The 23,562-nt window shown below is 47.0% G+C and carries 24 protein-coding genes; 17 read left to right on the top strand and 7 right to left on the bottom strand.

Annotated elements, in window-relative coordinates; all coding sequences use genetic code 11:
- Positions 1-9 precede the first annotated feature (9 nt).
- Complete coding sequence (locus HGT70_RS06045; protein WP_071430122.1) at positions 10-537, top strand: SRPBCC family protein; 528 nt, start codon at positions 10-12, stop codon at positions 535-537.
- A 79-nt stretch (positions 538-616) separates the two neighbouring features.
- On the top strand, positions 617-1,513 hold the full coding sequence (locus tag HGT70_RS06040; RefSeq protein WP_214195274.1) for a LysR family transcriptional regulator: 897 nt from the start codon (positions 617-619) through the stop codon (positions 1,511-1,513).
- Positions 1,514-1,522: 9 nt separating this feature from the next.
- On the opposite strand, the gene HGT70_RS06035 is transcribed toward HGT70_RS06040, so the two are convergent.
- Complete coding sequence (locus HGT70_RS06035) at positions 1,523-2,431, bottom strand: LysR family transcriptional regulator (protein ID WP_214195273.1); 909 nt, start codon at positions 2,429-2,431, stop codon at positions 1,523-1,525.
- A gap of 123 nt (positions 2,432-2,554) precedes the next feature.
- Between HGT70_RS06035 and HGT70_RS06030 the strand changes: the two genes are divergently transcribed.
- Complete coding sequence (locus tag HGT70_RS06030) at positions 2,555-3,934, top strand: MFS transporter (protein WP_214195272.1); 1,380 nt, start codon at positions 2,555-2,557, stop codon at positions 3,932-3,934.
- A complete protein-coding gene (locus HGT70_RS06025) occupies positions 3,931-4,326 on the top strand; it encodes a DUF4440 domain-containing protein (RefSeq protein ID WP_214195271.1) in 396 nt (131 codons plus the stop codon). Before HGT70_RS06030 ends, HGT70_RS06025 begins: the two co-directional genes overlap by 4 nt.
- A 726-nt stretch (positions 4,327-5,052) precedes the next feature.
- Here the strand turns inward: HGT70_RS06025 and HGT70_RS06020 are convergent.
- Positions 5,053-5,190, bottom strand: a complete 138-nt coding sequence (locus tag HGT70_RS06020; protein WP_214195270.1) for a hypothetical protein — start codon at positions 5,188-5,190, stop codon at positions 5,053-5,055.
- A 41-nt stretch (positions 5,191-5,231) separates the two neighbouring features.
- Between HGT70_RS06020 and HGT70_RS06015 the strand changes: the two genes are divergently transcribed.
- Positions 5,232-5,930 carry an acetolactate decarboxylase gene (locus HGT70_RS06015; RefSeq protein ID WP_214195269.1) on the top strand — a complete coding sequence of 233 codons (699 nt, stop codon included), beginning with the start codon at positions 5,232-5,234 and terminating at the stop codon, positions 5,928-5,930.
- Positions 5,931-5,964: 34 nt separating this feature from the next.
- Here the strand turns inward: HGT70_RS06015 and HGT70_RS06010 are convergent, their stop codons facing one another.
- Entirely contained in the window at positions 5,965-6,696 is a 732-nt protein-coding gene (locus tag HGT70_RS06010; RefSeq protein WP_214195268.1) for an SDR family NAD(P)-dependent oxidoreductase, read from the bottom strand.
- Between the two features lie 279 nt (positions 6,697-6,975).
- Between HGT70_RS06010 and HGT70_RS06005 the strand changes: the two genes are divergently transcribed.
- Entirely contained in the window at positions 6,976-8,871 is a 1,896-nt protein-coding gene (locus HGT70_RS06005; protein ID WP_214195267.1) for an NAD(P)-binding protein, read from the top strand.
- Positions 8,868-10,064 carry a c-type cytochrome gene (locus HGT70_RS06000; RefSeq protein ID WP_214195266.1) on the top strand — a complete coding sequence of 399 codons (1,197 nt, stop codon included), beginning with the start codon at positions 8,868-8,870 and terminating at the stop codon, positions 10,062-10,064. Before HGT70_RS06005 ends, HGT70_RS06000 begins: the two co-directional genes overlap by 4 nt.
- Before the next feature lie 29 nt (positions 10,065-10,093).
- Here HGT70_RS06000 and eco read toward each other — a convergent pair whose 3' ends face one another.
- Positions 10,094-10,588 carry a serine protease inhibitor ecotin gene (eco, locus tag HGT70_RS05995; RefSeq protein WP_214195265.1) on the bottom strand — a complete coding sequence of 165 codons (495 nt, stop codon included), beginning with the start codon at positions 10,586-10,588 and terminating at the stop codon, positions 10,094-10,096.
- 177 nt (positions 10,589-10,765) lie between these two features.
- Between eco and hpxO the strand changes: the two genes are divergently transcribed.
- Positions 10,766-11,923 (top strand): FAD-dependent urate hydroxylase HpxO, encoded by a 1,158-nt coding sequence (gene hpxO, locus HGT70_RS05990; protein ID WP_214195264.1) that lies wholly within the window; start codon positions 10,766-10,768, stop codon positions 11,921-11,923.
- Between the two features lie 13 nt (positions 11,924-11,936).
- On the opposite strand, the gene guaD is transcribed toward hpxO, so the two are convergent.
- Positions 11,937-13,247 carry a guanine deaminase gene (gene guaD, locus HGT70_RS05985; RefSeq protein WP_214195263.1) on the bottom strand — a complete coding sequence of 437 codons (1,311 nt, stop codon included), beginning with the start codon at positions 13,245-13,247 and terminating at the stop codon, positions 11,937-11,939.
- 172 nt (positions 13,248-13,419) lie between these two features.
- Between guaD and ydfG the strand changes: the two genes are divergently transcribed.
- The 3 genes from ydfG to HGT70_RS05970 all read left to right on the top strand — a co-directional run bounded on the left by ydfG (position 13,420) and on the right by HGT70_RS05970 (position 14,870).
- Positions 13,420-14,166 carry a bifunctional NADP-dependent 3-hydroxy acid dehydrogenase/3-hydroxypropionate dehydrogenase YdfG gene (gene ydfG / locus HGT70_RS05980; RefSeq protein WP_214195261.1) on the top strand — a complete coding sequence of 249 codons (747 nt, stop codon included), beginning with the start codon at positions 13,420-13,422 and terminating at the stop codon, positions 14,164-14,166.
- A gap of 80 nt (positions 14,167-14,246) precedes the next feature.
- Positions 14,247-14,582: a DUF1283 family protein gene (locus HGT70_RS05975; RefSeq protein ID WP_071430093.1), complete on the top strand. Its 336-nt coding sequence runs from the start codon at positions 14,247-14,249 to the stop codon at positions 14,580-14,582.
- Positions 14,583-14,597: 15 nt separating this feature from the next.
- Positions 14,598-14,870, top strand: a complete 273-nt coding sequence (locus tag HGT70_RS05970) for a DUF1161 domain-containing protein (RefSeq protein WP_214195260.1) — start codon at positions 14,598-14,600, stop codon at positions 14,868-14,870.
- A 22-nt stretch (positions 14,871-14,892) separates the two neighbouring features.
- On the opposite strand, the gene bioD is transcribed toward HGT70_RS05970, so the two are convergent.
- Positions 14,893-15,585, bottom strand: a complete 693-nt coding sequence (gene bioD / locus HGT70_RS05965) for a dethiobiotin synthase (RefSeq protein WP_214195258.1) — start codon at positions 15,583-15,585, stop codon at positions 14,893-14,895.
- Positions 15,586-15,887: 302 nt separating this feature from the next.
- Here bioD and HGT70_RS05960 point away from each other — a divergent pair, with 302 nt between their 5' ends.
- From HGT70_RS05960 to HGT70_RS05935, 6 genes are all read left to right on the top strand, one after another.
- Entirely contained in the window at positions 15,888-17,108 is a 1,221-nt protein-coding gene (locus HGT70_RS05960; RefSeq protein ID WP_071434973.1) for a sugar transporter, read from the top strand.
- Positions 17,109-17,213: 105 nt separating this feature from the next.
- Positions 17,214-18,161: a LysR substrate-binding domain-containing protein gene (locus tag HGT70_RS05955; protein ID WP_214195256.1), complete on the top strand. Its 948-nt coding sequence runs from the start codon at positions 17,214-17,216 to the stop codon at positions 18,159-18,161.
- A 387-nt stretch (positions 18,162-18,548) separates the two neighbouring features.
- The gene (locus HGT70_RS05950; RefSeq protein WP_071430085.1) at positions 18,549-19,301 is read left to right on the top strand and encodes a fumarate/nitrate reduction transcriptional regulator Fnr; all 753 of its coding nucleotides are present in this window, start codon (positions 18,549-18,551) and stop codon (positions 19,299-19,301) included.
- Between the two features lie 125 nt (positions 19,302-19,426).
- On the top strand, positions 19,427-20,347 hold the full coding sequence (gene uspE, locus HGT70_RS05945; protein WP_214195255.1) for a universal stress protein UspE: 921 nt from the start codon (positions 19,427-19,429) through the stop codon (positions 20,345-20,347).
- Between the two features lie 182 nt (positions 20,348-20,529).
- Entirely contained in the window at positions 20,530-21,483 is a 954-nt protein-coding gene (gene ydgH / locus HGT70_RS05940) for a DUF1471 family protein YdgH (protein WP_071430081.1), read from the top strand.
- Positions 21,484-21,694: 211 nt separating this feature from the next.
- Complete coding sequence (locus HGT70_RS05935; protein WP_071430079.1) at positions 21,695-23,086, top strand: basic amino acid/polyamine antiporter; 1,392 nt, start codon at positions 21,695-21,697, stop codon at positions 23,084-23,086.
- A 15-nt stretch (positions 23,087-23,101) separates the two neighbouring features.
- On the opposite strand, the gene HGT70_RS05930 is transcribed toward HGT70_RS05935, so the two are convergent.
- Positions 23,102-23,479: a hypothetical protein gene (locus tag HGT70_RS05930; RefSeq protein WP_071430077.1), complete on the bottom strand. Its 378-nt coding sequence runs from the start codon at positions 23,477-23,479 to the stop codon at positions 23,102-23,104.
- Between the last annotated feature and the right edge of the window lie 83 nt (positions 23,480-23,562).

Raw genomic sequence — 23,562 nt, 5'->3', positions numbered from 1 at the left:
AGCACCACAATGCAAAATGCGATTCATTGGCCCGAAAAATTTTTACCCGGTCTTAGTGACAATTTCTGTTCAAATGAAGTTATTGTTGAAGGGCTGAGTGCTGCTGATATTTGGCCGCTATTGATCACCCCTTCATTGTGGCCAAACTACTATGATAATGCCGCTAACCCAGGTTTCCATAACCCGGACAGTAAGACTTTATTCGCAGACTGTCGTTTTTATTTTGATACCTTTGGCTTTCATGTTGAATCTCGAGTCACTGAATATGTTCTACCGAGTACCGGAGTCCCTGGGCGTATATCCTGGCATGGTTGGGTTGGACAAGAAGGGCGGGCGGATCGTCTAGACGTATTACATGCTTGGCTAGTAGAGGACCTGAGCCAAGGACGTGTGCGGATCCTTACTCAAGAAACTCAAAATGGAGGACCAGCCAAAGCATTAGCGACAACCACGCCAAACCCGATGATTAACGGTCACCAAGATTGGCTGGTGGGGTTGGTTACTGCAGCAAAAAATAAGTCCTCATCCAAGCGCTGAAATAATTATCATCACTCGACAAATGCGTTCCCTGCCTTTAGCCTTAGTTGATGAGGATATCTAAGGGTTAATATCAGAGATGAAAAATGAACTCCGTAACCTTGATCTAAATCTGCTTAAAGCTTTCGGGGCCTTACTTGATGAACGTAGTGTTACTCGCGCAGCTCATCGACTTGCTATTACCCAGCCGGCAGTCAGTGGCATGTTGGTAAAACTGCGCGAGTACTTTAATGACCCGCTGTTTGTACGAACGCCAGACGGTATGATGCCGACAGTACGGGCTGAGGAGTTAACAGGTCCGGTCACGCAGATCCTACGGGATATTACGCAATTATTACATTCGCCGCATTTCGATCCAAATAGTGCAACGCTCACCTTCAAGTTTGCCGCCACGGACTATGCGCTCAGTGCAGTACTCATCCCATTGATTGCGCTATTGAAATCACGCGCACCCGGTATCAATATTGCTGTGCAATCAGTGAGTGATGACCGAGTGGCACAACAGCTATCGCGCGGAGAGGTCGACCTTGCCTTGCTCACCCCAGAAACTACCGCGATAGAACTGCACAGTCGAAGCCTTTATCAAGAAGAGTATGTCTGTGTCGTACATCGCTCACATCCTGCTGCGCAGAGTTTATCGATGACGATCGAACAATTTTGTGATTATGAACATGTTCTCGTTTCCACCGAAGGAAAGTTCAGTGGACCGACTGATGAAAAACTTGCCGAGATGAATCTTAACCGCCGTGTTGGTGTTTCGGTTAACAGCTTTCATGCTGTTCCCGAAATATTGCGCCTCACCGCTATGATTGCCGTGCTTCCCAGACGTTTAGCCACGGTCACTCACGATTTAGTCATTATCCCGATGCCACTGACTGTACCCGGCTTTACCAAAAGTATGGCATGGCACGCTCGTCGCCATCACGATCCTGCCCATCGCTGGCTACGAGCATTATGCATAGAGGTCAGCCAATAAAATTATACCTCATTGGACTTGGCGCTTAACCCATCCCTGAAAGAAGTCGATAAATGTACGCACTTTCTCCGGCACATGACGAGTATTAGGGTAGAGCGCGTAAATCCCTTGGCGGGGGAAGTGATAATCAGGGAGTAGATGGACTAAGTGTCCTTGCTCTAGATCCCGTTCAACGAGCCATGCCGGTAATAACGCAACCCCAGCGCCGCTTTTCACAAACGCTAACAATGAGGCGGCGCTATCCGTTACCAACCTAGCGGGATGCTTAGCCTGAAACAGGACCTGCGCTTGAGTGGGCGTTAACACCTGCCACGATAAGGGAGTGGGGAGCCGACTGTGTGCGATCCAATTCGCCTCGGCAAGCTGATCTAAGGAGGTGAGGGGGCCAGTACTGAGTGTTGCTAAGTATGCGGGCGTGGCGATCGGTAAGATATCGAATTGCTCAATAAGTTTAGCATGATAGTTCGAATCGACTAATTGACCATGACGGATAGCGACGTCGAAACGCCCCGCAATTAAATCATCGTTCTTAGACGAGGTAACATGCTGGATCCGTAACTGTTGATGTAATTGCGCGAAAGCTGCTAAGGCCGGTACGACGACTTTTTCACCATACTCTGCAGTAGTAGTGATACGTAACAATCCACTTAGCCCCGAATGGTCTGCGCGAACGTCGTTGAGCACACACTGTGCATGATATAACAGTTGCTGGCAATGATGATAAAAACGCTCGCCCGCCTCAGTGACAGATAGCTGCCGGGTACTCCTGGCCAATAGCGAGACATTCAGCGTTTGTTCTAGCTGTTTAACATTAAAACTTACGACCGCCTTAGTAAGCCCTAGTGTCGACGCGGCGGCGGTAAAGCTTTTCGCCTCGACGACCGCAACGAAAATGGCTAACCGCTGCATATTTAGCATCTCATCCCCCTCAACGCCTATACTGTCAAAATTATTTTGACAGTATAACGTGTAAAGACGAATTTATCGTTAGCCATGACGCCCCTATACTTTATGCATACTGCTTAATTATTGAGGGTAAGCATGAGCTATAGAGTGCGCGTCGCCTTAGTCTATCTACTTGGTTTTTTTATTGATCTGGTCAATATGTTTATTGCTAATGTTGCCTACCCGCAGATAGGTAGCGTTTTTGGAGCGTCCGCAAACCAACTTGCGTGGATCAGCAATGCCTATATTTTGGGACTCACGCTTGTCATTCCGCTTAGTCGTTGGCTGGTCATGCATCTTGGTACGAAACGGCTCTTTACGATGTCGCTACTAGTCTTTATTGTGGCGGCAGTCGGCGTAGGATCCGCAACCACACTGCCTTATCTTATTGTTTGCCGTTTATTGCAAGGGGTGGGAGGCGGCCTGCTTATCCCCATCGGTCAAACGATGACTTATGCGCTCTATCCTAGCCATCAACGCGCTAAGCTCTCGTCACTCGTGATGGCCGTTGCGCTCCTCGCGCCAGCATTATCTCCAGTAATAGGGGGAATAGTGGTGGAGTCATTAAGCTGGCGCTGGGTATTCTGGTTAAGTATTCCCTTGGCGCTATTAACGTTGATACTTGCAGGATTATGGCTAAAACCTGGCTTAGTCTTAGGGTCTACTCAGCGATTGGATGGCGTAGGACTCGTGAGTCTCTGTATAGCACTTACGCTGATCCTCGTTAGCCTGACTCTATTAGGAGACGGGGCGCAGGGTGACATTGGAGGAGTGATTTTTCTTGTTGGGCTTTTTTTCCTAATAGGGTATATCCAGAACGCCTTGAGGAAACAAAACCCATTGTTGAATCTACGGTTGCTCAAAGAACCGTTATTGCACAGCGCTATGCTTATTTACCTGTTTATCCCCGGTATGTTTACTGGCGTGAATCTTATTGCGGCCCTCTTTTTGCAGAATCAATTGGCGATATCTCCAATACAGGCCGGCAGCTTAATGATCCCCTGGACGCTTGCTTCATTTTTAGCGATTACGCTAACGGGCAAGATCTTTAACTCTGTGGGCCCTCGTCCGTTGTTCCTTATAGGGTGTGTGGTGCAAGCTGCGGGGATCGGCTTATTAATCGGCATTACCAGTAAAGAGAATAGTCTTATCCTCGTCGCTTCCTATCTACTAATGGGATTTGGGGGGAGTTTGTGTAGTAGTACCGCGCAAAGTGCCGCTTTTATCAATATACAGGAGCATGATTTGGCCGACGCCAGTGCAATATGGAATATGAACCGTCAGTTAAGCTTTGCTCTAGGAATCGGTCTGCTGAGCGGCCTGCTCACTCTCGCATTACACTCAGGATTAGTCGCTCAACAGGCTTACATTCTTTGTTTTACTATCGCTGCCTGCAGCGGTCTTATTCCACTGATAAGCTGTCTTCGTATAGCGAATCAGCGCGTTATTTCAACCTTAAATAAGGCTAAACGATGAATAGATATTTTGATGAAGTGATGGTGGCCCACGTGCTTATCGCAGACTGGCTAAGCGGGCGTCAAAGCTCGCCACAGGTTTGTGAGATGCTACTCGACCGCTTTAGTCGGAATTTTTCGATGATAACAACGCAGGGCGCAGTTCTTGATATTGCTAGACTATCCTCCTTCTTCCGTGCTCAGTGTGGAGCGAGACAAGGACTTGAGATTGATATACTAGATATGCAGTTAGTCGCAGACTATAAAGACGGGGCGGTCGTGACTTATCAAGAACGACAGCACGTAACTGGCCAGCCGTCTACGCTGCGATTTTCGACAGTTGTATTTGAAGTAGATAATGAGGGTAGGCTCCTATGGCGCCATCTTCATGAAACAGCAAGCGACGTAATCTAAGCCTATTTGTTGTATTATTAGTATCAGTGATCGGATTTGTATAAGGTTTGGCTCGTGCTTAAAGAGAACTTTAATGAGTTACACATTTTTCTGTTAGCATCGCAACAGGCTAAGCATAGAGTAGGGCGTATACTTTCGAAGTGCTTTGAGCGACCCGAAGTCATGGAAATTTTACCGAGATACTAGGAACAGGTATGGAAAGCAACAATCGGGGACTTTAGTACATTACAAAATAGGTACATAATGCCCCAATAATCCTATTTAACATAATATACATTATGCGCACCAAGGTGACGGGGAGCGAAAAATAGTCTTTTAGTGTGAACAAGTACCAAGTCCTATCATCAGCCAATAAAACAAACTCTGGCTAATCCAATCAGCCTATTGATGGTCAGCGGCTTTGCATCGACTCCCGAAACGAGTTATTTTTTTCTGATAATCATTCCAATTGAAATTTAGTTGTGTGTTATTAGGACTACAGATAAATCTGTACAACAACACTATCCGGAGAATTATATTTAATCACTGTAACGATATCTGTAGAGTTTCGCGAATGCCAACAGTCTACTTGTGCATCACATTTTGATTCACGGATATAAACCGAATTCTTCAATTCTCTTTGTCTCTTCTACGCCGTGATATCTCACTGTGAAAACCGTTGCTTCTGATCCACTTAAGTCCCCAAGCTCATCAACATAGTTGTCGGAGTTAGTAACGGGACATCATCTAACGCTTGATGATCACCTCTACTAACATCGTTAATAACAATATCTCTATCACAACATTCGCCACCATAGTACGGCTAGATAATGAACCTAGCGCTAACACCAATGCAGTACTAGGCTTAGAAACTAAAATGAACACTATATCGATAGCCCCATCATTCATTATTACTCGGAGAGTTTATGAGCAAAATCACGCAATACTCGACCATAGGTGCCCTAATGTCTGGTCACTTCTCCGGCGATTTTCCTCTTAACTCTAGCCATAGCCCAACACTCTTTGGCTTAGGGTGTTCGTGTGGGATCAGTGGTGAACTCACAGTCTGCGGCGGTGAGTTTTGGGAAGCGACGGCGGGTGAAAAGCTGCATAAGCTTACGGATTGCCGGCTCCCCTTTTTACAAGTCACCGAGTTTGTAGCAGAAAATGAGTTCGAGGCGAAAGGGATAAATGAAGCTAACCTAGATCAGCATTTAAGCCAACAGCTTGCCATCGCTAATATTTTCTTGGCGGTGAATGTGAAAAGTTGCTTCGATAAAGTCGTTATTCGTCGTCCACAGCGTGATGAAACGCAGACGAGATCAGTTGAAGAGATGGCAGATGCCCAGCAGGTTGACACGCTAACGACGATATCTGGTCAATTAATCGGTTTTTGGACGCCAGAACTCTTTGGCCGTATCTCTGTACCCGGCTTTCATTTTCACTTTCTTAGCGAGGATCGCCGGTACAGCGGCCATGTTTTGTCATTCAAAACAGCTGAAGCGACGGTTGCCTACCAAGTTAAAACGAGTATTGAAATCCATAATCCCACCAGCGCAGCCTTTGGCGATCTCAATATTGATGTGACAAAGTTAGACGAGCTAATCGGCAACGTTGAGAAGTAACTGACTAGGCATCTTCGGATGCCTAGCCTCAAGATTAAGCGAGTAAACCACCATCTACGGGTAGCGCAATACCCGTAATATAGCTGGACTTCTCGCTGGCGAGGAAGCCAACCGCATTAGCAATATCATTAACCTGACCGTAAGCCCCTGTTGCCACGAAACTACTCAGGTACTTCGCCTCTTTTGTATCTGCAGGGTTCAGATCGGTATCGATCGGACCGGGTTCTAAAACGTTAATGGTGATCCCCTTGGTACCTAGATCCCGGGCAACACCCTGTGCAAAGCCGCGTAATCCCGCCTTAGTTGCCGCATAGACGGATAGCCCACCAAAAGGTACCCGCCCAGCAAATGCTGACCCCATTAGTATGATACGACCGCCCTCGCCCATCACTTTCGACGCCTCGCTGGTTTCAATCATCATGCCGCGCAGATTAAGATTAAGTACGGCATTGATATCGTCGCTAGTGACCTCGGTAATCGGTTTATGATTACCGATCCCCGCATTGCAGACGAGCACATCAAGGCGTCCTAGTTGTTTAACGGTCTCAGCGATGACCCGCTGGTTACCCTCAACGGTGGAACCATCGGCCTGAATTAATGCAATTTTTCGCCCTAACGCTGTGATGTGCTCGGCAACCTCATCCGCTTTAGCCTGATTACGCGCAAAAGAAATCGCAATATCGAAGCCCTGCTCTGCTAAGTGACGCGCGATGGCTGCGCCGATTCCGCGACTGCCACCAGTGATGAGTGCAACTTTACGTGTCATGGATAACTCCTTAATAAAATTAGCGTAATTGAAAAAAGTCTTTAGCTATTAGACGCTAAACAAACAGTATTGACGTGTTTATTCGTGTGATCGTTAACATAGGCCCTGCATATTTTTAGTGAAACGGTCCCATTTTATCTTGATGAATCGTGAAGGAAATTTACGGCTTATTTTTAATCAATCATCACGGTTATTACTCACTAGCGTGGCAGCATACGAGGAAAATCTGTACCCTTGCTCGCATAAAAGTGTAAAACAATAAAAGCAATGGAGAATGACATGCCCATCACTCGGCGTGATTTTTTGAACGGGACGGCTATCACGTTAGCCGCAGGCCTAACACCTCTGAAGTTAAGCTATGCCGCAATAAGTGGTAAAGAAGATCGCTACTACCCACCCGCCCTCATGGGAATGCGCGGAAACCACCCCGGTTCATTTGAAATGGCCCATAAGATAGGTCGTGAGGGGCTCATCCCTGCCGTAGCAAAACTGCAGCCAGAAGCGCATTATGATCTCGTGATTGTCGGGGCTGGGCTTAGCGGATTAGCCAGCGCTCTCTTTTGGCAGCAAAAAAAAGGCAAGGACCAGCGGATCCTATTGCTGGATAACCACGACGATTTTGGTGGCCATGCCAAGCGTAATGAGTTTTCAACCCCAGAAGGCACGATTATTGGTTACGGCGGCAGTGAATCTTTCCAATCGCCTACCCATATCTACAGCCCTGTCGTGTTAGCGCTGTTGAAATCGTTAAATGTCGATATTCAGCAGATGGCGAAAGACTTTGACGTTAATTTTTATCCCGATCTGAATCTAAGCCGTGGAGTCTATTTCGATAAGGCGCATTTTGGTGAAGATAAACTGGTAAGTGGCGATCCCGATGGCGTTGTGGCCGATGATATCCCGGCTAATCGTCGTAATGGCCGTCCTATCGCCGACTATATTAATGATTTTCCGCTTTCCTCTGCCGATCGCCAAGCCCTAATCCTGCTGCATACACTGCCCAAAGATTATCTACCGGGTATGGATACTCAGCAGAAACTCGCCTGGCTCGCTAAGCATAGTTATCTCGAATTCCTTCAGGACAAAGTTGGGCTTTCTCAGACGGCGATCGCTTATTTCCAACAGATGACCAATGATTTTCAGGCAGTGGGGATTGATGCGACGGCCTGTAATGATGCACAACTCTGTGGACTGCCTGGCTTTGAGGGAATGGGACTTCCTCCCCTCGATCCTGAGGATCAAGCTGAGTTAAGCGATCCTTATATCTATCACTTCCCTGATGGTAACGCAGGACTGGCACGGATGATGGTACGTCGCCTCATTCCACAGGTTGCGCCGGGTGATACCATGCACGACTGTGTTACCGCGCAATTTGATTATGCTCAGCTTGACCGGCCTGACCATAACGTCAATTTACGCTTAAACAGCACGGTCGTTAACGTCGCTCAGCATGAATCTGCCGCTGAAGTGAGTTATTTCCAGCAAGGGGAATTACATAAAGTATCGGCGTCTCATGTGGTGATGGCCTGCTACAACATGATCATTCCTTGGCTAATCCCCACTCTTCCTGAGGCGCAGAAAGCGGCGCTACATGAAAACGTTAAAGCGCCTTTAGTTTACTGTAATGTGGTGATACGCCAATGGCGATCCTTCCAACAGCTCGGGGTACATGATGTCTATTCACCGGCTGCCCCGTTCAGTATGGTCAAACTCGACTTCCCGGTTGATATGGGCGATTACCGCCACCCCCGTGATCCCGATAAGCCTATCTGTCTTCATATGGTCCATGTTCCAACACTCGCCGGTAGTGGCTTATCGAACCGAGAGCAGTCTCGTAAAGGGCGTGCCTGGTTACTCGGTACACCATTCAGTACCTTTGAAACTATGGTCCGCGACCAATTACAGGGAATGCTAGGCCAAGCTGGATTCGATCATGAGAAAGATATTCTCGGAATTACGGTAAATCGTTGGGCACATGGCTATTCGTATATTGTTAACACGATGTTTGACGACGAAGAGCAAGCAGAAGCGCTAATTAAAACTGCGCGTCAGCCATTCGGTCTTATCGCTATTGCTAACTCGGATTCAGACTGGAGTCCTTATGCACACGCTGCCATCGATCAAGCTTGGCGTGCCGTAAACGAATTAGTTGGGCCACAGGGAGAGTCATCATGAAACGGTTATGGGCATTAGCGGCTCTCGCAGGCCTTTCGTTACAGTGCCACGCAGCACCCGATAACACCCTGATCACTCAGGGTGAATATCTAGCACGTGCGGCGGATTGTATGGCTTGTCATACCCAGGAGGGTGGCAAACCCTATGCTGGTGGGGTGAAGTTTACGCTACCCATCGGTACCCTCTACTCGACCAATATTAGTCCAGATAAACAGTATGGTATAGGCGGTTATAGTGAGGCCGAGTTTTCACAAGCCTTACGTAAAGGCGTGGCAAAAGATGGGCATCTTCTCTATCCCGCTATGCCGTATACCGCCTACGCGCGGTTCAGTGATCACGATATCCATGCGCTTTATACCTATTTTATGCAAGGCGTGCCTGCGGCTAACCTTCCTAACCGTTCCAATGATATCCCTTGGTATCTTGCTGCGCGCTGGCCGTTACGAGTCTGGAATATCTTCAACGCGCCACAGCAAAAGGACGCCGTTTCTACGCCTCAAAACGAAACACCTTTGGAGCGTGGAGCATGGCTTGTAGAAGGCCCCGGTCATTGCGGTGCGTGTCATACACCCCGTGGCTGGATGATGCAAGAAAAAGGAACGACCTCCGCAAGTGAGGATTACCTTGCAGGTGCAGACATTGAGGGATGGTATGCGCCTTCTCTCCGTCATCTGCCCTACGATGCCCAGCAAACGGCGTTATTACTTAAGACGGGACACAACACTAGCAGCGCGGTATCTGGGCCGATGTCCCCGGTTATCACCCATAGCACTCAATACCTGACTGATGAGGATGCGCAGGCAATAGGCGTGTATCTGGCTTCTTTACAGCAAGGACGTCCAAACACGCCGACATCCGTACAAGCCACAGTAACAGACCCAGACAATCACTATCTTCGTTATTGCTCCACCTGTCATGGTAAAGACGGCCAAGGAACCGCCGACGTTATCCCTGCACTACGTAATAATTTAGCCGTAATGGCGGATAATCCGGCTAACCTCGTACAGGTCATCGGGCAAGGGGCGCAGACACCACAAACCATCGGTCATCTTTCATGGTCGATGCCTGGCTACCGTCATACGTTGACCGATAGTGAGATCGCAGAGTTGACCAACTATGTGCGTGGCCGCTTCGCGGGCAAACAGGAAAAAGTGACCGCGTCACAGGTCACTCAGATCCTCGGCCAACAATAAAACCTTCCAGAGCGCCTTAAGGCGCTCTATTATTTACGTGCCGCAGCAGCAATCTCGGGGCTCGCTTGCCAAATACGATAATTAACATCTATTCCCTTTGGCGCATAAACCACTATAGGTAACTTACTGTTGTAACGGATGAAGCGTTGCGCTGTGCTCAGCGGTAATGACACAAACTTGATCTGCGAAGCTTGATGCAGACAGGCCATTTTCGTTGAGATACGCCCCGGTTTTATCTCTACTTTATAATAGTCATAGCCCCATCCTTCCACCGTATGGGTTGAGAATGAACCGAGTAGTGAGGTGTGATTGCAGTCTACCTGCTGTTTCTGTCCAATGATCACTTCCACCTGGCGCTCATCTTCATGACTAACGGCCGCCAACTCGATAACGTGACGTTGTAACCCATCAACCGTAGACGGATAAGCATCGAGCGGAGAGTTCTGCTTTGCGGCGTAGCCGTGCATAGAAGCCGTAAAGCCCAGCACGGTGATCAATACAGTAAGTATTCGTTGTGTATGCATTATGTCATCCTCTAAAAAAGTCTCCCTACAATAGTGCAGTGAGCGATGCTGGTGCAAGCCTCTCCCAATCATAATGCGAACAATCCGCTATATACGGGAATGAAACCAAAACGACAGATGTCTTAGGATTGGTACAAAAGTTGCAGCAGATGATTATCTGTTTGTGAGGGGTCTATTATGAAAGCAATAATTATTGGGGCAGGTATTGGTGGCATGTCGAGCGCAATCGCGCTGGAAAAGCAAGGGATACAGACTGAAGTCTACGAGGCTGTAAAAGAGATGAAGCCCGTTGGCGCAGCAATCTCTATCTGGCCAAATGGGGTCAAATGCCTTAATGCGTTAGGTATGGGGGCTAAGATTAAGGCGCTAGGCGGCGATATGCAATCGATGGCTTATTTAGACTACCAACAGGGCTCCCCGTTGACCCAATTTAGTATGACTCCTTTAATTCAGCGGGTGGGTGAAAAACCCTATCCCGTCGTGAGAGCCGAGTTACAAAATATGCTTATCGACCATTACGGTAAGCAGCGCATTCAGTTTGGCAAACGCCTGACCGCAATCGATCAAAACCCGCAGGGCGTGACAGTAACCTTCGATGACGGGACTCACGCGCAAGGTGACTTCCTGATCGCGGCAGATGGCACCCATTCAGTCGCTCGCCATTATGTTTTAGAGGAAAGTTTACCTCGCCGCTATGCGGGATATGTAAATTGGAATGGACTGGTCGGCATAGATGAAGCTATTGCCCCCGCTGCACAATGGACAACGTTTGTTGGCGAAGGTAAACGCGTGTCACTGATGCCGGTGAGTAATAACCGATTTTATTTCTTCTTTGATGTGCCACTCCCTACAGGCTTACCTGAAGACAGAGCTACCCTACGACATGATTTGCAAAGGTATTTTGCAGGCTGGTGCCCCGCGGTACAACAGCTTATTAGGGTACTCGATCCGATGACCACTAACCGGGTAGAGATCCATGATATCGAACCGTTCGATACCTTTGTCAAAGGCCGCGTCGCCTTACTCGGCGATGCGGCACACAGTACCACCCCCGATATCGGCCAAGGAGGCTGTGCGGCTATTGAGGATGCCGTGGTGCTGGCAGAGATCATCGGTAGCCATTCCTTGGGGATTGAAGATAGCCTACGCCGCTACCAGCAGCGCCGGACGGTACGTACTCGCGATTTAGTGCTTAAAGCCCGCAAACGGTGCGAGATCACCCATGCAAAGGATCCACAGCAGACTGAGGCTTGGTATCAAGAACTTCGTCATGAGACGGGTGAACGTATCTTGGCTGGAATGTGTGAAACGATCGAAGGCGGCCCACTAGGCTAGTGGGCCACCCCACTCAATTATTGTGGCGTTGGAATGCGCAACGCCCATTAACCCAAGTTTGACGGATATTTCGCTCGTCGCCTAGGGTCATCAATACGAATAAACGTTCCCAAATATCGCGACAGCGAGCCTGCCGAAGAGTTTGTAGCGGCGTGACTGCACAATCAATGACGATAAAATCAGCCTCCTTCCCAGGTAGAAAATTCCCAATCTTATCGTCAAGTGATAATGATACAGCCCCGCCTAGGGTCGCGTGATAAAACGCTTCCGCAACGGTTAACGCGTAATGCTGGAGCTGTTGAACCTTGTAAGCTTCAGAGAGCGTACGGAGTAATGAGAAACTCGTCCCCGCACCAATATCGGTCCCCATCCCTATTTTAACGTTATGTTGATGCGCCTTACGTAGATTAAACAGTCCGCTGCCTAAGAACAGATTGGAAGTCGGACAGAAACTAATCGCAGAATCGCTGCGCGCTAAACATTGCCACTCCGCTTCCTCTAGGTGCAAACAGTGTGCGAACACGCTACGTGGACCCGTTAGGCCGTAATGATGGTAGACAGAGAGATAATCTTGTTGGTCGGGGAAAAGCTCTTTCACCCAAGCTATCTCCTGCGGATTTTCACTGAGATGAGTTTGTAGCCAAACATCGGGATATTCTCGTTTGAGTTGCCCAACTGCCGCGAGTAATTCGGGGGTCGAGGTCGGCGCAAATCGTGGAGTGAGCGCATAGCTAAGCCGACCTTTATTATGCCAACGCTCGATGAGGTTTTTGGTCTGCTGGTAACTCTCGGCGACCTTCTCACAAAGCGCGTCGGGGACAAACCGATCCATCATCACTTTCCCAGCAATGATCCGCATTTCTCGATGTTCAGCGGCTTCAAACAGCGCGTCGGTCGACCCTTCATGTACCGATCCAAAAATTAACGCGGTCGTCGTCCCATTCTCGAGACATTGATCCAGAAATTTCGCGGCCATCTCTGTAGCGAACGCACGGTCTTGATAGTCGATTTCAGCGGGAAACGTATACTCCTCTAACCACTCAAGAAGTTGCTCACCCCAAGAGCCAACCATACCTATCTGTGGAAAATGAATATGCGTATCGATAAAACCCGGGAAAATAATCTTCCCACGCAGATCAAGGTAGTCATACTCTTCCCAATCGGGGACCTGCGTACGCTCTTCCCATTCCAGCAACTGAACAATCTTACCGTGATCGATCAGTAACACCCCCTCTTCTATATAGCGCGCATGACCGCTTGCCTGTGCGGGGTCAGCTAGACGAGCGGGGAAATCGAAAAATGCGGCCCTAATGGCATAACGCATGAATGTTCCTTAATGATAAATAAAAATGGGTTGCAAGCCCTATACCAAGTTATATAAATCCTAAGAGTCCCTTACCCTGCAGAGAACGCCATATTTTGTAAAGCAAAAATAGAGCAGCCAATAAGAATGAGTGCTATGGTAAGTTGATAACCTATTTCTTTATGGAGCAAGCATGATTATTTTAGTCACTGGTGCAACCTCAGGATTCGGTGAGGCAATTACTAAGCATTTCATCAAACAGGGTCATAAAGTCATCGGTACCGGCCGTCGGGATGAGCGGCTTCAGGCCCTTAAAAGCCAATTAGGCGATGCGTTCTATCCCGTGAAACTAGATGTGCGCGATTATCAAGAAATTGAACAACAACTCTCCGCATTGCCTACTGATTGGCAAGATATTGATGTAACGGTTAACAACGCTGGTCTCGCCCTAGGCCTCGGTCATGCACAGGAAGCCGATCCCAAAGACTGGGAGACGATGGTAGATACCAATACTAAAGGTGTGATGTATGTCTCGCGTGCAGTCTTACCCAATATGGTTAAGCGCAACAAGGGGCATATCATTAATATCGGCTCGACAGCAGGCAATTGGCCCTATGAGGGCGGCAACGTATATGGCGCGACTAAAGCTTTCGTCAGGCAGTTTAGCTTAAATCTACGCACCGACTTATTCGGCACGGCGATACGGGTCACTAATATCGAGCCTGGATTAGTCGGCGGCACCGAGTTTTCCAATATTCGTTTTAAAGGCGATGATGATAAAGCCGCAAACGTCTATCAAGGTACACAAGCGCTGACTCCTGAAGACGTCACCGAGGCGGTGTATTGGGTCGCAACCTTACCTGCGCACGTAAATATTAATACGCTGGAAATGATGCCGGTCAGCCAATCTTATGCCGGTCTACGTGTAGACAAAGCTTGAGTATATCCACGCTATCAATAAAATAATCGTGGTAGACTTAGACCTTCAGGCTAATCGTAAGGATGAGAAAAGGTAAAACAATGAAGAAGTTAATCAGGATGTTACCCGCGGCGTGTATTCTGGCCTGTTTGGGATCAGTGGCTCAGCCGGTGATGGCTCAGACCGAGCATCTTATTATCGATAACGGCCATTCGAGCTACAGTAGCGAGCTTTCTCGTGAACACAAAGAGCAGTGGGATGATAGCCGCACTCTGCGTAACAAGATCAATACCCGTAATGTCAAAGACTTTAACCGTCTCGATCGTGCCATTGATACGAAAGAGGCTTGCCAACAGAGTCTTAATCTTAATGCTTATTGGGAACCCAATACATTACGCTGTCTTGACCGTCAAACCGGACGCCCCATCCAACCTTAATGTGAGGAAAAGGTAATGAAAAAATTAGGCTTAACGTTACTCTCCGGGCTGTTACTGGTTCCCATGCTCACTCAGGCATCTTGCGAATCGGTCAAAGCCGACATCCAGCAAAAAATTATACAAAATGGCGTTGCCGAGTCAGCATTCTCCTTAGATGTGGTTCCTAACGATCAAGCTGAACAGCAAGGCGGACTCGTCGTGGGTCACTGTGAAAATGATCAGCAGAAAATTGTTTATAAACGCACTGCTGATGAGAGCAACACGCCCTCTCAAGCCGCTTCTCAGTAGTTGAGGACGTTGATAACAGGGCTTAATGCCCTGTTTTTTTATGCGTGAAAAAGGTGCGGAGTGTTGCGGTACTAAAATAAGAAGAAAGGTCTTTCTGATTAATACGCGCTAAATAGGGGATTTCGCCAATTTTAGGTGCAGCAATATGCTGGGTAAGTATAGAGATAAGTTGTTGATACTCTTCGAGGCCGGGATTGATGCGATTGGCTACCCAACCAACGAGTTCTCCCCCCTGCTGCGAGATTGATTCAGCCGTTAAAATAGCATGATTGATGCAGCCAAGTTTTATGCCCACCACCAGAATAACCGGGATTTTCTGCTTAATCACCCAATCAGAGAGCGGATTTTGGGTATTAATCCTACTATGCCATCCTCCGGTTCCCTCAACGACTACACGCTCAACACAGCTTTCAAGATACGATAGGCCCGCTGAGAGAAACTGTTCACTGACTGTAGTAATCGCGCCAGTACTTACCTCGCTTCCAGTAAAGGGATAAGGATTAACGTCCTTATATTCCAACGCGAGCGTCGAGGCATCCTGCAGTAATTGCGCATCTGCACAACGCAGTCCCTCTTCTGTCCACTGCGCGTTCTGTGATAACGGTTTATAACCGGCGCACTCTACCCCTTGTTGTTGAAGTACACGTAATAGCGCAAGTGTAACGACCGTTTTCCCTACAGCGGTGTCGGTTCCCGTAATAAAAATGTTTTTCACTCTTCTATTTTTCCCTTAAGACCGTCGAGAGGACAGTAATTTTAGTTAATTCTTCTTAAGCGATAATTGCGTTAAAGCAAAGTTTATGTGTATTAACTGTTCGGATAAGTTCGGTATGGGGATAGGGAGAAGAACGGATCATTGACTTTTGCATAATACCAGACGGTAAATAGTGCAGGGAATTGACCTAAAGATGGCGAGTCTGGACATATTGATTATACTGAATAATGTAGATATTGAATCTGCGTCAATGACGCTATACTGTGATCCAAATCACGTTAATTTTAGGCAATAAGATTTCTATGATTGTAGAACCTTCAGTTACCTCATCTCATCAAGAGGATATCCCCCCCGTCCCGCGCAAGGTGGCATGGTTACGGGTACTCTTGTTGGCGATCTCTGCATTTATCTTCAACACTACAGAGTTTGTCCCTGTAGGGTTACTGTCTGATATCGCAACTTCATACCAAATGAAGACGGCCGATGTTGGGATCATGCTGACCATCTATGCATGGTGTGTAGCCTTATTATCGTTACCGCTTATGCTGGTCACTCGTAATATCGAGCGGCGGTTTTTGCTCGTGATCCTGTTGATTGTTTTTACGGTCAGTCACGTTTTCTCTGCCTTCGCTTGGGACTTTAATGCACTGATTGCTTCGCGTATTGGGATCGCCATTACGCATGCTATTTTTTGGTCGATAAATGCCTCCTTGGTGATCCGGATTGCCCCGCTTGGTAAGCGAACTCAAGCGCTAAGTATTCTTGCTACGGGAACCGCATTAGCAATGGTGTTGGGCGTGCCGATTGGGCGGATTATTGGCCAATATCTGGGCTGGCGTTCAACGTTCGGGTTGATTGGCATCTCTTCTTTTGTGTTAATGATTATGCTCGCTCGCTTGCTTCCAAAATTACCGAGTGAACATACCGGCTCTCTAAAAAGCGTTCCTGAGCTTTTCCGTCGTCCACCGTTGGTATGTCTATACCTACTGGTAACGATTGTGGTGACCGCTCACTATACAGCTTACAGCTATATAGAGCCGTTTATTCAGGCAGTCGCCCTGCAAAGTGCTAACTTTACCACCTTGCTCTTACTGTTATTCGGTGGCGCAGGAATATTTGGGAGTACTTTATTTAGTGCTCTAGGTAAAAAATTCCCGTCGGGACTGCTTTTAGGCGCCATCTTCCTCATCACCCTATGTATGGCTCTACTTTATGTCACCGCAAGCCATAATTTCGAGACTATTTTGCTCTGCGTGGTCTGGGGAATAGCAATGATGATGATAAATTTAGCGCTGCAGATCAGAGTATTATCCTTAGCCCCCGATGCGACCGATGTCGCCATGTCGTTACTGTCGGGTATTTATAATATCGGTATCGGTGCTGGTGCACTACTGGGGGGGCAAATTAGTAACGCTCTAGGATTATCGGTGATCGGTTATGCCGGGGCAGCATTCGGATTAATTAGCCTACTCTGGTGCGCATGGAGCCTAAAACGCTACCCTATCTTGCGTTCAAATCAGTAACTTAGCGTTATTCAAACCCAGAAACCCGCATTTACAGGCGGGTTTTTTTCTGTCATAACATTGTGCCTACCTTTAAAGAGCAATTTTTTAACAAGGGACCGGCTAATGGATATTCACCGATTTAATCAAAAAATTCGCTTAAGGCATTTTCATGCTTTGGCCGCCGTCGCACAGCAAAAATCGATTAGTGCAGCGGCTAAAATGCTTTCCATTAGCCAACCGGCCCTTTCAAAGACATTGACGGAATTAAAACAGCTTTGTGGGTACGATATCTTTATTCGGCACGGTCAAGGCGTTACGCTCACGCATGAGGGGCAGCAACTACTTCCTCATGCCCTACAAATACTAAACACTCTTCAACATGCGACAGACACTATCTTTATGCTGGAAACTGCCCCAGTACAGGTGATCCGTCTCGCCGCACTAACCACGGTGGCGATGGGGATTTTGCCGAGGATCATTGATGCTTTCCATCATCGTAGCCCTAACGTTCAACTGCAAGTATCCACGCTACACAATAACGTTTTACTCGCTGCCCTACGGGCGCGCGAATACGATTTAGGAATTGGAAGGCTCGCTGAAAAGGCCTTTATGGAGGGGCTCGAATACGAGCTACTTTTCACTGAAAAAATTAAACTCGTCGTAAACCCAGCCCATCCTCTCCTTAAAGGCAATGTAAGTTTAGCTGCAGCAATGAATTGGCCAGTGGTCATCTCACCTGAAGGGACGGCTCCATGGCGCATTGCACAACGTATTCTAGCCAGCCAGCACTGTATATTACCCGAAACCCGCGTCGAAACCTCATCGACTTCGCTCGCCAGACAGTTAGCGCTACATTACAACTATGTTTGGTTCGTCCCCTCCGGAGCCGTCAGGGAGGACCTGCAACATCAAGCGCTTACTCCATTACCTTTGCACTTTAGCGATCTGGGCGAGGCTGTAGGGATCATTACTCCTGTCGATACGGCACTCAATGCCACCGCTGAACAACTCCGTGCGACTATCCGTGACTATTCACTCATACTGAATAAAACTACTTTTTTATTAAAGTAAAATATCTTTTATTGTTTTAATACATGAACTTAATAAAAAACATAAGTGATATTACTCTTATGTATGCAAGATAACTATAACTCATAACTAAAAATAAATATTTTGATGGTTATTTATACGATTAAAAGGAAAAATGGTGAAATTATGGGCTTAATATAGTTAGAAGCCTAATATTAATTGTATTTATAAGTTCATTGTATTGAATGTATTTTATTGTAAATGCTTTATGAGTATGATTCGTATTATTAGGTTATATTATTGATTAAAAACAAATTAATTGTCAGTATTTCTAACAAAAAAAAGACCATAAATTGATCGTGGTTAAGACCTTTTTTTCTTCGCGAAAAATGTTAAAGTACCTCTAGACAAATTAACGGAGAATTCATCATGCTCAGTGAAAAAAGACTAATCAAACGCGCGCCGATCAATGGCAGTTCAATACATTGTCAAGATTGTAGCATTAATCAACTCTGTATCCCTTTTACCTTAAAGATTCATGAACTCAACCAGTTAGACAATATTATCGAACGCAAAAAACCTATCCAAAAGTCCCAATCGCTGTTTAAGGCTGGCGATGAGCTAAAGTCTTTATATGCAATACGCTCCGGTACTCTTAAAAGTTATACGATCACTGAGCAAGGTGATGAGCAAATTACCGGCTTTCATCTAGCGGGAGATGTTATCGGCTTCGATGCAATCACATCTGGTCACCACCCTTCTTTCGCACAAGCTTTAGAGACCTCAATGGTCTGTGAAATACCCTTTGATACACTGGATGATTTAGCAGGTAAAATGCCGGCCCTCCGTCATCAGATTATGCGACTTATGAGCGGCGAAATTAAAGCTGACCAAGAAATGATCCTTCTACTCTCTAAAAAGAATGCAGAAGAACGTTTAGCCGCTTTCATTTGGAATCTCTCGCAGCGATTTGCACAACGTGGATTCTCTCAACGCGAATTTCGGTTGACGATGACGCGGGGGGATATTGGCAACTACCTCGGGTTAACGGTGGAGACAATTAGCCGCCTATTGGGTCGTTTCCAAAAAAGTGGGATGCTCTCTGTGAAAGGTAAATATATCACGATTGAAAATCATGAGATGTTGAATTCTCTGGCGGGCCATGTCCAGAAATGCGCTTAACAATTATCTAGATAACCCAAACCGGATACGCTATGTTACTGAGCAATGATGATCCGGTTTTTTCTCTCATATCCTCCGAAACCGGACTATCCTTAGGTTAACTTAATAGGCTGAGGGGACGTCATATGACGCAGTATCAAAATATTCTCGTGGTCATTGACCCTGATCAGGATGACCAGCCCGCCCTACGGCGTGCCGTCTACTTGAATCAGCGTCTTGGTGGTAAAATTACCGCATTCCTTGCAATTTACGACCTTTCTTACGAGCTGACGACCGCTTTGGCCTCAGAGGAAAGAGAGGGTATGCGCCAAGAAATGATCCAGCAACGTACGGAGTGGTTAAGGTATCAGGCTCGCACGTATCTGGAAGCAGGCGTTCAAATCACGTTAAAAGTTATCTGGCACAATCGCCAACAAGATGCGATTTTTCAAGAAATCGACATCGGCGCTTATGACTTGGTTCTCAAAATGGCCCACCAATATGACCGCCTCGAATCGGTGATATTCACCCCTACGGATTGGCAGCTTTTGCGCAAGAGCCCCTGCCCGGTGTGGATGGTTAAGGACCAACCTTGGCCAGACAATGCGACGGCGGTAGTTGCGGTTAATTTGGTCAGCGATGACGAGCAACACGATGCGCTTAATAGAAAATTGGTACGTGAAACTCAAGCCCTCGCCGAACACGTCAACCATACCGAGGTGCGCTTAGTAGGCGCTTATCCTATTACCCCAGTGAATTTGGCCATTGAATTACCCGATTTTGATGCGCAAAGTTATAGCGATGCGGTACGGGGTCAGCATTTATTAGCGATGAAAGAACTTCGACAGCCCTTCTCTATCGATAGCGGCAATACTTATGTAGAACAAGGCGAACCCGAAGAGGTGATCCCTGAGCTAGCGGCTAAATTAAATGCAGGCGTAGTCGTATTAGGCACCTTTGGACGTACCGGGTTTTCAGCAGCCTTTTTGGGCAATACGGCTGAACAAGTCATCGACCACCTACGTTGCGACTTACTCGTTATGCGTCCGGATGAAATAAACACGTAGTTCCCAATGATTCTTACAATACTAAGTAAAGGGATAAAATTATTATCCCTTCACTTATCCGCGGCTCTTTCAACAAGATAGGGCAATAAATTGACTAAGACAGCAGATTCTTTCCGTGTAATAATCACCCTTCAACAGCAAACAATAAATTCTCTTTTTCTGCGTAAGCTGAAGGACGTTTTATGAAACTGAATGCTACTGTTTTAGCAACGGCGCTTATTTCGCTCGGGCTGTCTAATGCTTATGCCGCTCAGGAACTGAGCCCGCAAAAAGCCGCGACTCTTGCACCCTATAAAAGAATCAATTTCACAGGTCGCTTTAATTCATTACTCGATGTCAGCAACTCCGTTTCCAAACGGGCTGATGATGCCGGTGCCGCCAGTTTCTACGTCGTCTCTGTACACGATAGTAATAGCAATGGCGGAAATTGGCGCGTCACCGCTGATCTCTATCTTCCTGATTCCGCACCGGCGCCAAAAGAACCGCAATACCGCTACATCGATGGCGTCAAGGAATTGCCTAAGGCGGAAGCTTACCGCTTAGAGCCCTATGATACCGTCAGTATTAGAGGGTTCTATCCTAGCCAACCGCAAGCCGAATATGCTATCGCTCGTGCAGCGAAGGCGAAAGATGCGGATTCGTTCTTTATTATCCGCCAAATTGCGGCGAATAATGGCGGTAATCAGTACATCACTGCCTATATTTATAAAGCTGATGCGCCAAAACGAGTCGTTCAAAACCCCGACGCGATTCCTGCAGATTCACAAGCCGGCAAGGCAGCCCTAGCAGCAGGGGGCGCGGCAGCGAAGAAGGTCGAGATCCCAGGTGTCGCGTCTTCTGAATCTGCCAGCGAAAACGTGGGACGTTTTTATGAAACACACTCGTCGACGAACAAACGCTATACAGTGTCTCTGCCACAAGGTGGAAAGATCCAAGAAGTTAATGATTTGACGGCTGCACAGATGACGCCGTTCGATACGGTCACAATCACCGCTCACTTCGGCAATCCTACTGAGATGTCGACCGCCATTGCACGCAGAGCCGCTGATAAAGGGGCGAAGTATTACCATATTACCCGCCAGTGGCAGAATCAGAGTGGAGGTAACCTCACTGTCACCGCCGAACTCTTTAAATAGTCTGAAAAGCACCTTAGGGTGCTTTTTTTTACACTCTTAATGCATAAATAAGCATTTTTCCGCATTTATACTCATTGCATTCTCACCGCTCAATTCGTAGAATCACCGCCCTGACTCGCTCCTTGAAATATGCTGTGTTGTTTTCTTTTTTTAGCATCACCTGCTGTTTAAGTAATCTCAATAAGACATTTTAGTAAGTTCGTAGGTATTTATGACTGCAAAGAAATTAGGTGTTGGTGCACTCACCGCGTTAGTGCTCAGTTCGATGCTCGGCGCCGGCGTCTTCAGTCTGCCTCAAAATATGGCTGCAGTCTCCGGATCGGAAGCCCTGATCATTGGCTGGTCAATCACCGGTATTGGCATCTTATTTTTGGCCACCGCCATGCTCTACCTTTCACGCTTACGTCCTGACCTTGATGGCGGCATATTTACCTATGCTGAAGATGGCTTTGGTAAGACAATCGGATTCCTTTCTGCTTGGGGCTATTGGCTATGTGCTGTGATTGCCAATGTCTCTTACCTAGTGGTCGTGTTCTCTGCACTCAGTTTTTTTACCGATTCTCCAGGCCATGTACTTTTCGGCGAAGGCAACACTTGGCAATCGATGCTAGGCGCTTCGATACTATTATGGGTTATTCATGGTCTTGTCGCGCGGGGTGTACAAACTGCCGCCAGTATCAATATCCTCGCAACCTTTGGTAAGCTCGTACCGTTGGCGTTATTTATTGTCCTTGGCCTCCTGCATTTCGATTATCGTCAATTCTCCTTCGATTTTTCGGGTATGCAGTTACATCTCCCAGTATGGGCACAGGTTAAACAAACCATGCTTATCACCCTCTGGGTATTTATCGGTGTTGAGGGTGCGGTCGTGGTGTCCGGTCGAGCGAAGAATAAAGAGGATATTGGCAAAGCCACCCTCTTTGCGGTCATTGCTGCATTGAGTGTTTATCTGTTAGTGACCATCTTATCTTTGGGGATTATCCCTCGAGATACCCTTGCGAACATGAAAAACCCCTCAATGGGTGGACTACTCGCCCAGATGATTGGTCCGTATGGCTATTGGATTATTGTCGGTGGGATTATTCTATCAGTCTCGGGCGCTTACTTAAGTTGGACAATTATGGCGGCAGAAATCCCTTTTATTGCTGCTAAACGTGGTGCTTTTCCCAAACTTATTGCTGCACAAAACACCGCTGATGCCCCGATAGGCAGTCTATGGATGACGAATATTAGCGTGCAGGCATGTTTAATTGCGATTGCCTTTTTCCATCTGGACTACAGTACCTTGCTCACGATTGCCTCTGAGATGGTGCTAGTCCCCTATCTACTAGTCGGTCTTTTTCTCACCAAGGTCTGTTATCAAGCGCGTAACTACTCACCTCTGCTCATCGGCATCGGTGCAACACTGTATGGATTATGGCTGATTTATGCCTCTGGTTTGACGAATCTGTTAATGTCGTTAACCTTGTATGCGCCAGGGCTGATGGTCTTTCTCTTTGCCGCTTGGCAACATCGCCAACACTATCGGCTACGCACTCTTGATAAGCTGATTATTCTCACGATTATCACAAGTGGCTGCATCATTGCGCTAACCACCCTATAGAGTCGTGCGAGCGGATCAGAAATTGACGTGAAGAAAATCACTTTCTTGACGTAACGTGACAGCCTTTCGATATTCCGAGTATATAAGAGAGATTTGTTGTTCAGAAAGGGAATAGGGTAATTGGATAGTGAACTGTTTGATATTTTGCTGTTCTGCTAGAACGAGTAAACGCGCAATATTCATTTCATCGCTGACTTGAGTTGAAATTATTTGCAGAGCCAACTCTTTAAAATATTCAGCAGTAGCGAGTTTATTGTGTGCTGTCTTACGTGTGACGACACCAAAGATAGGGAGTACGCCATAAATTGCATCTACGAATCGCCATTTTTTCTTGCACGAAGCAGAGAGTAATCGACTGTAATTAAAGGAAAAACAGTCATTTTCTTTCTTCATTAATGTCGATGGCGTTGGCACATCATCCCCCAATTTTTATAATCAAACCTACTTATCTTCGGCGCTTATAGTCGCATATAATT

Source organism: Rosenbergiella collisarenosi, from assembly GCF_018494085.1.
GTDB classification, from domain to species: domain Bacteria; phylum Pseudomonadota; class Gammaproteobacteria; order Enterobacterales; family Enterobacteriaceae; genus Rosenbergiella; species Rosenbergiella collisarenosi.
Note: the sequence above shows the minus strand (reverse complement) of the source record. Positions and strands in the feature narration are given on the sequence as shown.